9 protein-coding genes and 1 pseudogene are annotated in these 12,111 nt (G+C 62.7%); 8 read left to right on the forward strand and 2 right to left on the reverse strand.

Annotated features, from left to right (window positions below):
• A pseudogene (locus ACFSOZ_RS33295) lies at positions 1–192 on the forward strand (glutathione S-transferase family protein); the annotation flags it as partial.
• 515 nt (positions 193–707) lie between these two features.
• Here the strand turns inward: ACFSOZ_RS33295 and ACFSOZ_RS33300 are convergent.
• Positions 708–923 (reverse strand): hypothetical protein, encoded by a 216-nt coding sequence (locus tag ACFSOZ_RS33300; protein ID WP_258590263.1) that lies wholly within the window; start codon positions 921–923, stop codon positions 708–710.
• 621 nt (positions 924–1,544) lie between these two features.
• On the opposite strand from ACFSOZ_RS33300, the gene ACFSOZ_RS33305 reads away from it, so the two are divergent.
• Both ACFSOZ_RS33305 and ACFSOZ_RS33310 read left to right on the forward strand, forming a co-directional pair.
• Positions 1,545–2,150, forward strand: coding sequence for a DUF2865 domain-containing protein (locus ACFSOZ_RS33305; RefSeq protein ID WP_379105218.1), 606 nt, complete (start codon positions 1,545–1,547; stop codon positions 2,148–2,150).
• A gap of 128 nt (positions 2,151–2,278) precedes the next feature.
• Positions 2,279–2,515 carry a hypothetical protein gene (locus tag ACFSOZ_RS33310; RefSeq protein WP_379095644.1) on the forward strand — a complete coding sequence of 79 codons (237 nt, stop codon included), beginning with the start codon at positions 2,279–2,281 and terminating at the stop codon, positions 2,513–2,515.
• A 36-nt stretch (positions 2,516–2,551) separates the two neighbouring features.
• Here the strand turns inward: ACFSOZ_RS33310 and ACFSOZ_RS33315 are convergent, their stop codons facing one another.
• Positions 2,552–2,899 (reverse strand): hypothetical protein, encoded by a 348-nt coding sequence (locus ACFSOZ_RS33315; RefSeq protein WP_379095646.1) that lies wholly within the window; start codon positions 2,897–2,899, stop codon positions 2,552–2,554.
• 188 nt (positions 2,900–3,087) lie between these two features.
• Between ACFSOZ_RS33315 and ACFSOZ_RS33320 the strand changes: the two genes are divergently transcribed.
• The 5 genes from ACFSOZ_RS33320 to pstB all read left to right on the forward strand — a co-directional run bounded on the left by ACFSOZ_RS33320 (position 3,088) and on the right by pstB (position 12,089).
• Positions 3,088–7,647 carry a PAS domain-containing protein gene (locus ACFSOZ_RS33320; protein WP_379105220.1) on the forward strand — a complete coding sequence of 1,520 codons (4,560 nt, stop codon included), beginning with the start codon at positions 3,088–3,090 and terminating at the stop codon, positions 7,645–7,647.
• A gap of 678 nt (positions 7,648–8,325) precedes the next feature.
• Positions 8,326–9,381 carry a phosphate ABC transporter substrate-binding protein PstS gene (gene pstS, locus ACFSOZ_RS33325; protein WP_379105222.1) on the forward strand — a complete coding sequence of 352 codons (1,056 nt, stop codon included), beginning with the start codon at positions 8,326–8,328 and terminating at the stop codon, positions 9,379–9,381.
• A gap of 66 nt (positions 9,382–9,447) precedes the next feature.
• Positions 9,448–10,431, forward strand: coding sequence for a phosphate ABC transporter permease subunit PstC (gene pstC, locus ACFSOZ_RS33330; RefSeq protein ID WP_379105224.1), 984 nt, complete (start codon positions 9,448–9,450; stop codon positions 10,429–10,431).
• 3 nt (positions 10,432–10,434) lie between these two features.
• On the forward strand, positions 10,435–11,286 hold the full coding sequence (gene pstA / locus ACFSOZ_RS33335) for a phosphate ABC transporter permease PstA (protein WP_379105225.1): 852 nt from the start codon (positions 10,435–10,437) through the stop codon (positions 11,284–11,286).
• Positions 11,283–12,089, forward strand: a complete 807-nt coding sequence (gene pstB, locus ACFSOZ_RS33340) for a phosphate ABC transporter ATP-binding protein PstB (RefSeq protein WP_379105227.1) — start codon at positions 11,283–11,285, stop codon at positions 12,087–12,089. Before pstA ends, pstB begins: the two co-directional genes overlap by 4 nt.
• Positions 12,090–12,111 lie beyond the last annotated feature (22 nt).

Raw genomic sequence — 12,111 nt, forward strand, 5'->3', positions numbered from 1 at the left:
GAGCCCGTCGATCGCCGACATCCGCCTGGCGGCGACGCTCGAGTTCCTGGCGGTCATCGACTATCCTCTGCCGAAAATGGGCGAAGGAGTATATGGCGGCGATCGAGAAGGCGGCTCGGCAAGGCCTATAGCGAGCCGGCCGGCGACGTGCGCGGCTACATCGCCCATGTGAAGTCGCAGGCCAGGGCATGAGGTTAAGGATTCGTTAACCCAAGCCCTGTCTACTGACGATAATTCACCCCGCGACCACGGATGTACTGGCGCCGAGGTGGAAGGAAAGGTCGGCGCATGCCGGCCTTTTTACTTTCGCGCGCTGGCGCCGGGACGTGATCGAGCCGCGATCAGGCCACGCAAGCCTCGTGGGGTGTCGCTTTTTTGGCGCCAATTTTCTGCCGACAGATATTGTCATCGCCAGCGTTGGCCCTACCATCCATTTCGGCAGTCCCGCATGGATTGTCGGTCATGAGCAAGACGAGGGCTGGCGGATGAAAGCGTTGCGAGGCAGGTTGCGATTGTGGGCGTGATGCTGGCGGGCGCGCTGTTCCTTCCAATGCCGCTGAACTCACAATGCTTGCCCCTGAACCTTCTCACCGGAGCTGGCGCAAGGGGTCGCCGGCAAACGTGTTCACGTTGCAATTCGCGGTCCCCCAAGTAAGCCAACAAACGGCTCAAGCCGTGCCACGGTGGTGCGCACGGCCCGTGCCGGCTCAGTGATGACTGCGCCTTGCCTCGGCATGCCGGGCCAGGTCAGGCGTCTCGAAGACGTAGTCGTTCCAGGCCGATTCCGGGACATGGCCGGCCAGATAGCATTCCAGCAACAGGCTTTGCTCGGCGTTGAGAGGCCTTGGCGCGCGCTCGTGATCCAGCCCAAGCGAGTGAAACAGGTTTCTTGTCAGGTCCGAGACCGTGAAGTGGATCGACATCTGCGTTCTCCTTTGGCCATTAACGCTGAAGGTCGGGCAAAGGTTTCAAAAGCAGCGGGCGGTAATGACGGATTCCGCCCCATTGCGCTCCCGACCCTCGGCGATCGCCGGCCTTGCCGGATTGTCTGGGAGTTCGTCTCAATCTTGAAATAAAAATGTAATATCGAATTTACAGTAGACGACCTAATACACTATGTAAAAGTCTATGCGTTCTGAAAAGCTTGAGAAAATTAGATGTTACTCATTTAATCAAAGCTTGACTAAGTCAAAGACTGTAATTCCAGGTTCTCCGCAACAAGGACCAAGTCGTCCCGATGACCCGTTTCTGGCCTCTCATGATGATCGCGCTGATATCGGTGGCGGCGGTTTTGCTCGGCACGCTTTCGTCCTACGCGGACAGCTGCAGCGCAATCAGAGGCCAGTTGCTGTCGGCCGGCCGCGGCGGCGTGGCGAGCCCGGAACTTGCCCAGTTGCGCCGGCAACTTGCCGCGATCCAGAATCTCGAGAGACAGCGCCAGTGCAAGGCGAAAAGTTCCGCGGGTGGCCTCTTCAACGCCTGCGCCGACCTCGCCAGGAGCCGTGCGGACGTGCAGCGCCGGATCGCTGCTGCTGCCAATTCGGGTGGGGGATACATCGGGCCTGCGGGCGCGGTTCGTCGCGCTTGGCTGCGCGCCTTCGGCAAAGGAACAACGGCGCGCCGCGCCGACGACTCAATCGGCAGGTGCAACGATTGGCGGCAATGCGATGCTGTTCTGCGTGCGCCTGTCGGACGGGTATTTCTTCCCGGCGCCAAAGTCGCAATTCGCTGCAGGCGGCGACCTCAAGGAAACGGCCGACCAGTGCCGCTACATTTGCGACGATCCCGGTGTCGACCTCTACACGCTGAGCGACGCCAGCCTCGAAACCGACAGGATGGTCGCCCTCGATACGCGCAAGCCCTATGCCGAGCTGCCGGCGGCCTTCAGATATCGCGATGACGCGAATTTCAAGGCATGCGACGTCAAGCGCTATTACCGGCGGGTCGCCGAACTGCGAGCCAGGACGGTGACGCCCGCCGACATGAGCAACGCCATCATTCCTCTGCCGTCGGCAAAGCCGGACATCGGCACCGTTGTGGCAGCCACAGTGTCCGATGCCAAAGACCCGGGTGCCGTCCAGAACCAGTCGATCGAGGCCGGCAAGCGGTCGGTGCGCGTGGTTGGCCCAGCCTTCTTCCCGGGCAACTGACCGCTGGCCCTGCCGATTGGCGGAAGCCTGGTTGCAGGGGGCTGTCCCGATCTGGCTGGAACATTAGCCTGGTCTGGAACAGAGGGGCGCTCACGGCGTTGTCATCGACATCAGCCAGGAGAAACGCCATGGCCACGTTCAGGGAAATGAGGGTGCTGGAGATCGTCGAAGACGGCTCCCTGACCACCGAACAGAAAATCGCTGAGCTGCGCGAGATTGAATCGGAGGCGCGTGGGCTGCAGCGCGCTGCCTCGGAGAGCTCGATGGGCGATGAAGATGGCTGGCAGGACGATTTGCGCCAGGTGCGTTTCGCACTCGACAAGCTCGGTGCGAAGGAGCCCAAAAAGGGCGCCGCCTCGCTCTGAAGGCAAGCTCACCGGAAGATTTGTGCTGATCGATCGCTATTCGCAGACCATGCGAGCTCTCTTGCCGGGCTCGCTGACGTTTCTGCAGGTCAGCGGCTTCGTTGGTTCAGACAGGGAAGGCGGTGTCGAGACCCTCGTCCGGTGCCTTCTTGGCGCGACATGCGTTGCGACCCTGCGCTCGGAAAATCGCTGCGGCGGCTGCGGCGCTACCGGGAAAGCGCCGTCCTCGATCTGCCTGTATTCGACATGCGGTGGCGGCCTTTCCCAGAAACGCCTGACATCGAGTGGCCTCGGGATGATGACGGTGCCGTCATAGCTGCGCGAACAGCCGCTGCCGAAAAGCAGCGCCAGCCCCATGAAAAAAGGCAAAATCCGTCCAAGCATCCGCAATATCCCTTGAGACTTATATAGCGGCTTCGACCCCGCCGACAACCCGGCGGAATAGCGCGGGCTGTGTCGGCCGATATATATAACCGACCCGTTAAGGTTAGCGGATCGTTAATGCTTCTCGGGCACATTCCGCCGACGGACCGCGAAGGAGGGTTCGGCCTTGGTTTCGGGGTGGGGATGGCATGGCGGAAGCGGACGACACAACCGGCGCGCGCGGCAAGCGCGGGCCTCGCAAACCGCCAGCGCATGGCGACGATCTATCATCGTCCGTTGCCGACATGGATTCGACCGATACGCTTCGCCAACTGATCGAAGCCGGTTCGGACTGGGTCTGGGAAACCGACGCCGAGCTGCGCTTCTCCTGGCTTTCGCAGAACTACCAGGCTGCCACCGGCATCGACCCGGCTGATGTGCTTGGCCGGTTCCGCTTCGACTTCCTCAACCAGGACCTGAACGGCGACCGCAGTGGTGCCGCGCATCTGGCGGATCTGCAGGCGCAGCGGCCGTTTCGCGACTTCGTCCATGAACTGAAAGGTGGCCGCGCCGATTGCCGTTGGATCCTGACATCAGGCCTTCCAAGGTTCGATGGCGAAGGAAGATTTGCCGGCTATCGCGGCATTGGCCGCAACGTCACGGCGCTGGCCGCCGCCTTCGGGACCCTTGAGCAGAGACCGCAGACGGACGGCGAACCCGCCGAGCATCTTACCGATCTCGAGCGGACGATGGACGCCATGCACATGGGCGTCGTGCTTCTGGATGCGAGGCTCGACACGCTGATCGTCAACAAGGCCTATCGCGACCTCTCCAGGATTCCGGACGGTGCCGTGACCGTCGGCGCCCCGTTCAGCCTGTTGATGGAACTCAACCGCCGCAATGGCATCTATGGCGATATCGACGAACAGCAATGGCAACGCTACCTTGCCACCCGCATGGAGGAGATCCGCGCCGGCTCCGTTGCGCCGCGCGAGTTTCCCCACGCTGACGGCAGGACCATGATGTTCTCGGTCACCGCGCTGTCCGGCGGCAAGCGCCTGCTGACCTACTACGACATCACCGAACTGAAGCTTCGCGACGCCGAAGTCGAGAACGCCAATGCCAGGACCGCCGAAACCTTCGCCAACCTTCGCACCATGGTCGACCAGATGCCGATCGGTGTCCTCGTTCTCGATGCCGATTTGCGTGCCGAAGTCATCAACCGTGCCTTCTACGATTTCTGGCAGATCGACGCCCGGCGCGCCGAGATCGGCTGCAGCTTCCGCGAACTGATGGACGCCAGCCGCGACGTCGACCCGTACGGTCACGACGACGCGACATGGCAGCGGCATATCGCCGATCGCGAGGCGGAAATCAGGGCCGGCACAGCTGGATCGCGGCAGTTCCCGCGCAATGACGGCCGCACGCTGATCTCGTCGATGGCGCCGCTCGCCGGCGGCAAGCGGCTGATCTCCTATGTCGACGTCACCGACATGAAGGATCGTGAGGCCGAACTTGCCGACGCGCTGGAGAAAGCGCGGCTGGCGGAAGCGGTGATCAACGCCGTCAAGGATCCGATCTTCGTCAAGGACGACAATTTGCGGTTTGTGTTCGTTAACGAGGCGTTCGCCGCCCTGTTTGGCCAGACGCCGCAAGCCATGCTTGGCAAGCCCGGCGGCGATTTCCTCTCGACGAGCAATGTCGCGCTTTTCGAACAGAGCGAACGGGACGTGCTTGCCAGCGGGCGCGCTTACGAAGTGGAAGAAAATTTCGAGGCCGATGGCGCCAGCCGCTCGCGCATCGTCAGGAAGAGCCGCGTCGGCATGCCAAGCGGCCGCAACTACGTCGCCGGTTTCCTGTTCGACATTTCCGATATGAAGCGCCGCGAGACCGAGGCCGAGGATGCGCGCAAGCATCTCGCCAGCGTGCTGGAATCCTTGCCGGCGGCCGTGATCATCTACGATCGCGACGACAAGTTCGTTTTCGCCAACCGTAAGATCCAGGATACGCTGCCGGCCTTGAATCCGGCATGGCAGCCCGGCTGTACACTCCGCGAAGCGCTCGTTCTCGGCCATTCGAACGGCTATTTCCGCTCAAGCGGCGACCCGCAAGTCGACAAGCTCTACGATGACGACGCCGATCGCTGGCTGGACGCGATCCTCGCCCGCTACCGCTTGCCCAGTTCCTCGTTCGAGCGCCTCAACCCCGACGGCCGCTGGTATCAGGTCTACGACATGCGGACCGACGACGGCACGTTCATCGGCGTTCGCGTCGACATCTCCGAGATCAAGAGCCGCGAAAAGGCGTTGCGCGACAGCATGCGCCAGATTGACCTGTTCCGGCACGTGCTGGACGAGTTGCCGGTGGCCGCCTTCATCAAGGCGCAGGACCTGAGCATCGAGTTCGTCAACAAGGCCTGGTGCGCGATAACCGGCCTCGCCAAGGAAGACGTCATCGGCCGCACCGACCGCCAGCTGTTCGGTGCGCAGGACGCCGATAGCTACAGCCATGACGACACCGAAGTCGCCGTGAGAGGCACCGTCAAGGAGGTCGAGGAACCCGTCACCCATCGCGACGGCACGGTTCGGCAATTGATGACGCGCAAGAGCCGCCTGGTGGCGCTGGACGGATCGGTGCACCTGGTCGGTTCGAGCACCGACATCACCGACGTCAAGGCGCGCGAGCGCGCGCTGGAAGAGAGCATGCGCGAGAACGAGGTGTTCCGCAGCCTGATCGACAACGTGCCGGTGTCGATCTATGCCAAGCGCTCCGACCTCAGGCAGTTCTACGTCAACAAGGGCTGGTGCGATCTGACCGGCTTCGCCAAGGAAGAGGCGATCGGCAAGACCGACATCGAGATCTTCGGGCCGGACGGCCAAGCCTTCGTTGACAGCGACCTAGCGGTGCTGCGCACCGGTGAAACCCAGGAGGTCGAAGAGACGGTGACGGCCGCCGACGGCGGCGTCAGGCATCAGTTTGCCCGCAAGGGGGCGATGATCGCGTCCGACGGTTCGCTCTACCTGATCGGATCGACCACCGACATTACCGAGCTGAAGACGCGCGAGGCCGAGCTGCGCGAGGCGCGGCAGCGCGCCGTACTCGCCGACCGCGCCAAGTCGGAATTCCTCGCCAATATGAGCCACGAGATCCGCACGCCGATGAACGGCGTGCTCGGCATGGCCGAACTGCTGGCCAAATCGGACCTCGACCCGAAACAGAAGACGTTTACCGACATCATCGTCAAATCGGGCAACGCGCTGCTCACCATTATCAACGACATCCTGGATTTCTCCAAGATCGACGCCGGCCAGCTGGTGCTTGATCCGGCGCCCTTCAACCTTGCCGAGGCGATCGAGGACGTGGCGACGCTGGTGTCGACACGCGCCAAGGAAAAGGACCTCGAGCTTATCGTGCGCATCGAGCCTCGTCTCGAGAGCCTGTTCGTCGGCGATGTCGGCCGCATCAGGCAGATCGTCACCAACCTGCTCGGCAACGCGGTGAAATTCACCGATGAAGGCCATGTGCTGGTCGACGTCACCGGCGAAAGGGTTCCAACCGGAACAAAACTGACGATTTCAGTCACCGATACCGGCATAGGTATCCCCGAGGAAAAGCTGAAACTGGTGTTCGAAAAATTCAGCCAGGTCGACACCTCGTCGACGAGGCGGCACGAGGGAACCGGTCTCGGCCTCGCCATCACGTCGCGGCTCGTCGAACTGATGGGCGGCGACATCGGTGTCGAGAGCGCCGAGGGCAAGGGCTCGACCTTCTGGTTCTCGGTCACGCTGCCGAGGGCCGGACAGCAGAACGGGCAACGCATCATGCCTGTCGACGTGACCGGCGCACGCGTGCTGATCGTCGACGACAATGCCGTCAACCGGGCCATCCTGACCGAGCAGATGACATCGTGGACGTTCGATTCCTGCGCAGCCGAAAGCGGCGCCGAGGGTCTCAAGGTGCTGATCGCCGCCGCCGCCTATGGCGTGCCGGTCGACTGCGTCGTGCTCGACTACCAGATGCCGGGCATGAGCGGCGCCGAAATGGCTCGGATCGTGCGCAACACCGCCGGCCTTGTTGGCACGCCGATCATCATGCTGACCTCGGTCGACCAGTCGCTCGCCAACACCAGCTATCGCGATCTCGGCATCGACGCCCAGCTGATCAAGCCGGCGCGGTCATCGGTGCTGCTGGAGACGCTGGTCGCCACCATCCAGCGGCATCGCCACAACACCACCGACACCCAGCCGCTGGCAGCCGAAATTCCTCCACGCAACGTCGCGCGGCCACAGCCGTCGACACCGTCGGAACAACGGGCGCTGCTGCAGCCGCCTTCGGTTCGCCCCCGGCCACCCGCGACGGGCGGCGGCGACAGGCTGGATATCCTGGTGGCCGAGGACAATGAGGTGAACCAGATGGTCTTCACCCAGATTCTCGGCGAGACCGGTTATGGTTTCGAGATCGTGGGCAATGGCCGCAAGGCGCTCGACGCATTCGGCCGGCTCAATCCTTGCATGATCCTGATGGACGTCTCGATGCCGGAGATGAACGGGCTCGAAGCCACCGCCGCCATTCGCCGGCTGGAGGAAGAAACCGGCACGCATGTGCCGATCGTCGGCGTCACCGCGCATGCGTTGAAGGGCGATCGCGAACGCTGCCTGGAGGCCGGCATGGACGACTATCTGCCCAAGCCGATCAGTCCCAGGGCCTTGCTCGAGAAGGTCGAGCGCTGGGTCGGCGCCAGCCGCCAGGCTCAGCGCAACGCCGGCTAAAGGCCGGCGTCGCTCTATCTCTTTGTTTTGACGCAATTCCGGACGGAAATCCGTTTCACACTTTTCCTGGAATTGCTCTAAAGCGCGTCGCGTTTGAACGGATCCAGGCGACGCGCGCTTCAGGTCTTTGTTTTTGTGTATGTCGTTCTTCCCACAACCAGGGCAAGTTTCGGGCGACATGCATTGGCCTCGTTGTGGGGGATTCGGCGGAGATTCGCTTTGCGCGCCGATGCAGACTATGGCGCGATCGCACCATATCAAAGGCGGCGTCCAGCCGAGACAATGGCCACATCGAATTCCGCTCCTTCAGTTACGGGCGGGAGCAGCGACCGCCGGCATGAGACAGCGTCAACCTACCCCAACGGACCTGTTTTCGGCGATGGCCCGGCCACGACATGTGGCCGAGAGCAACGCGCTCCCGTCCGGATTTTCTTTGCCCAGCCGGCGATCGCGAAACCGCAGGCCTGTCCCGACCTGAAACCGTGCAAGTGCCTGATTCCGGGCGCAAAGCCGGGCTCAGTCGCAAATGCCGGTCGGCCGGCATTTCCCCCACCCCGATGACGCGTTACCGGGGTGACATCAAACTGTCATGCGACTGTAATAATCGAAGGCTATTGGCCTCAGCGGGCGCTGAAGGAACGGCGCCGAGAGACCATCTTCCGAACAGGAGCAGGCCACATGAGACATTTCATCCGCTCGGCGGCCGTTGCTATTGCAATGGCTACGGCGTCCACCTTCACCCTTTCCGCGGCAATGGCAGCTGATCTTTCCGGCGCCGGCTCGACCTTCATCTACCCGGTGTTCGCCAAGTGGGCCGACACCTACAAGAAAGACACTGGCGTCGGCCTCAACTACCAGTCGATCGGTTCGGGCGGCGGCATCAAGCAGGTCATCGCCAAGACCGTGACCTTCGGCGCCACCGACAAGCCGATGTCCGACGCAGACCTGGAAAAGAACGGCCTCGTGCAGTTCCCGATGGTGATGGGCGGCATCGTGCCGATCGTCAACCTGACCGGCGTCAAGCCGGGCGAACTCATCCTTGACGGCAGCACGATCGCGCAGATCTACCTCGGCGCCATCACCACCTGGGACGACGCCGCGATCAAGGCGCTGAACCCGACCCTGACCCTGCCGTCGACGGCGATCGCCGTCGTCCACCGTTCGGACGGTTCGGGCACGACCTTCAACTTTACCAACTATCTGGTCAAGCTGTCGCCCGACTGGAAGGACAAGATCGGTTCGGACACGGCGGTCGAATGGCCGGTCGGCGTCGGCGCCAAGGGCAGCGAAGGCGTTGCCAACACCGTCAAGCAGACCGACGGCGGCATCGGCTACGTCGAGTATGCCTACGCCAAGCAGAACAACCTGTCTTACTCGAAGATGCTGAATGCCGCCGGCAAGGTCGTCGAGCCGTCGCTCGAATCCTTCGGCTCGGCTGCTTCGAATGCCGACTTCAAGGGCGCGAAGAACTTCAACGTCATCATCACCAACGAACCCGGCGACGCCACCTGGCCGATCGCTGCTTCGACCTGGGTGCTGATCCACAAGACCCCGGATGACGCCGCCGCGACCGGCGAAGCGCTGAAGTTCTTTGCCTGGGCCTACAACGACGGCAAGGAAACCGCCAAGGCGCTCGACTACGTCTCGATCCCCGACAGCGTCGTCGACCTGATCAAGGCTTCGTGGAAGGCCGACATCCAGACCGAGGGCAAGCCCGTCTACGTCGGCCAATAATATCCCCTTGAAGGAGCGCCGCGCCGCGGCGCTCCTTTTCCCTCCACTCAAAGAGCCGAGCTTCACATGAGCGCTGTCCAGGAAGCCTTGCCAGCCATTCGAGGTTCGCGCGACGCGACTGTCAGGCGGTTCGCGCTGACCGACGCGATCTTCCACGGCATGACCCGGGCCGCCGCCATACTGGTGCTGGTCCTGCTCGGCGGCGTTGCGATCTCGCTGTTTGCCGGCTCCTGGCAAGCCCTGTCGACTTTTGGCTTCTCCTTCCTGACCAGCGAAAGCTGGAATCCGGTGACGGAGAAATTCGGCGCGCTGGCGCCGATCTATGGCACCATCATCACATCCGCCATCGCCATCCTGATTGCCGTGCCGCTTGGCATCGGCATCGCCATCTTTCTCACCGAGCTTTGCCCGCGCCCGCTGCGGCGCCCGATCGGCATGGCGGTGGAACTGCTCGCCGGCATCCCCTCGATCATCTACGGCATCTGGGGCCTGTTCGTGCTGGCGCCCTTCCTGCAGACGACCGTGCAGCCCTTCATCATAGGCGTGTTCCATGGCATTCCCGGCCTAAACAGCCTGTTTGCCGGTCCGCCCTACGGCATCGGCCTGCTGACGTCGTCGCTGATCCTTGCGATCATGGTGCTGCCGTTCATCACCTCGATCACCAAGGACGTCTTCGACACGGTGCCGCCGGTGCTGAAAGAGTCCGCCTACGGCATTGGCTGCACGACCTGGGAAGTGACCCGCCGCGTGGTCATTCCCTATACAAGGATCGGCATCATGGGCGGCGTCATGCTCGGCCTCGGCCGCGCGCTCGGCGAAACCATGGCGGTGACCTTCGTCATCGGCAACGCGCACCGCATCAGCAGCTCGCTGTTCGCGCCGGCGACGACGATTTCCGCCACCATCGCCAACGAATTCACCGAAGCCGTCGGCGACCTCTACACCTCCTCGCTGGTGGCGCTCGGCCTGATCCTGTTCGTCATCACCTTCCTGATCCTCGCCATCGCACGCTACATGCTGATGCGCATTGACGCCCGCACGGGAGCCTGACCGATGTCGACAGCCACATCGCTTCACCAGAGCCGCAAGCGGAAGAATGCCGTGATGATGACGCTCTGCGTCGCCGCCGCGGGCATTGGACTTGCCTGGCTGGCGCTCATCCTCGGCGCGCTGGTCTACAAGGGTACTGCGGGCCTGTCCTTCGACGTGTTCACGCAGATGACGCCGCCGCCCGGCGATGCCGGCGGCCTGCTCAACGCCATCTATGGCAGCGTGGTGATGACCATCATCGCCGTGATCGTCGGCACGCCGATCGGCGTGCTGGCCGGCACCTACATGGCCGAATACGGTCGCTTTTCGAAGCTCACCACCGTGGTGCGCTTCATCAACGACATCCTGCTGTCGGCGCCGTCGATCATCATCGGCCTGTTCGTCTACGAACTGATGGTCCGGCCGATGGGGCATTTCTCGGCGATCGCCGGCGCCGTCGCGCTGGCCATCCTGGTCATCCCGGTCGTCGTGCGCACCACCGAGGACATGCTTAACCTGGTGCCGAACGCCTTGCGCGAAGCCGGCACCGCGATCGGCGCGCCGCGCTGGGTGGTCATCAAGTCGGTCGCTTACCGCGCCGCCCTGTCCGGCATCGTCACCGGCATATTGCTGTCGATCGCCCGTATCTCGGGCGAGACCGCACCGCTGCTCTTCACGGCGCTCAACAACCAGTTCTGGTCGAGCAATCTCAACGCGCCGATGGCCAGCCTGCCTGTGACCATCTTCCAGTTCGCTCTCAGCCCTTACGAGGAATGGCAGCAACTGGCCTGGACCGGCGCACTCATCATCACATTGACGGTTCTCGCGCTCAGCATCTTTGCGCGCAGCCTGACCGGACGCAGAGAGGACAAATGAGCCAGATGTTGTCTCCAGACATGACGATCGCCGCCGAGGCAACCGCCAGCAAGGCCAAGATCGAGGTCAAGAACCTCAACTTCTACTACGGCCAGAGCAAGGCGTTGAAGGACATCACGCTGTCATTGCCCGAGCGCAGCGTCACCGCCTTCATCGGCCCTTCCGGCTGCGGGAAGTCGACGCTGCTGCGCGTCTTCAACCGCATCTACGAACTCTATCCCAAGCAGACCGCCGAGGGCCAGGTGTTGCTCGACGGCCAGAACGTTCTCGACCGCTCGCAGGACCTCAACCTGCTGCGGACCAAGATCGGCATGGTGTTCCAGAAGCCGACGCCGTTCCCGATGTCGATCTATGAAAACATCGCCTTCGGTGTCAGGCTCTACGAGAAACTCAGCAAGTCCGAGATGGACGGCCGCGTCGAGCAGGCGCTGAAGCGCGCCGCACTGTGGACCGAGGTCAAGGATAAGCTCAACGCCAGCGGCCTCAGCCTCTCCGGTGGCCAGCAGCAGCGGCTCTGCATCGCCCGTACCGTGGCGGTGAAGCCGGAAGTCATCCTGCTCGACGAGCCGGCCTCGGCGCTTGACCCGCTGTCGACCGCCAAGATCGAAGAGCTGATCGACGAGTTGCAAGCCGACTACACGATCGTCATCGTCACCCACAATATGCAGCAGGCGGCGCGCGTGTCGAAGCAGACTGCCTTCATGTATCTGGGCGAACTGGTCGAGTTCGACCGCACCGAGAAGATCTTCACGTCGCCCCGCGAGAAGCGCACGCAGGACTACATCACCGGCCGCTTCGGCTGAGCTCAGGCATACGAGGGACAGG

Source organism: Mesorhizobium newzealandense, from assembly GCF_042682145.1.
In the GTDB taxonomy this organism is placed as follows: Bacteria; Pseudomonadota; Alphaproteobacteria; order Rhizobiales; family Rhizobiaceae; genus Mesorhizobium; species Mesorhizobium newzealandense.

Bases quoted from the DNA above. Each gene is read 5' to 3' on its own strand.
- ACFSOZ_RS33300 (WP_258590263.1), bottom strand. From the start codon at position 923: ATGTCGATCCACTTCACGGTCTCGGACCTGACAAGAAACCTGTTTCAC.
- ACFSOZ_RS33310 (WP_379095644.1), top strand. From the start codon at position 2,279: ATGGCCACGTTCAGGGAAATGAGGGTGCTGGAGATCGTCGAAGACGGC.
- ACFSOZ_RS33315 (WP_379095646.1), bottom strand. From the start codon at position 2,899: ATGCTTGGACGGATTTTGCCTTTTTTCATGGGGCTGGCGCTGCTTTTC.
- ACFSOZ_RS33320 (WP_379105220.1), top strand. From the start codon at position 3,088: ATGGCGGAAGCGGACGACACAACCGGCGCGCGCGGCAAGCGCGGGCCT.
- pstS (WP_379105222.1), top strand. From the start codon at position 8,326: ATGAGACATTTCATCCGCTCGGCGGCCGTTGCTATTGCAATGGCTACG.
- pstC (WP_379105224.1), top strand. From the start codon at position 9,448: ATGAGCGCTGTCCAGGAAGCCTTGCCAGCCATTCGAGGTTCGCGCGAC.
- pstA (WP_379105225.1), top strand. From the start codon at position 10,435: ATGTCGACAGCCACATCGCTTCACCAGAGCCGCAAGCGGAAGAATGCC.
- pstB (WP_379105227.1), top strand. From the start codon at position 11,283: ATGAGCCAGATGTTGTCTCCAGACATGACGATCGCCGCCGAGGCAACC.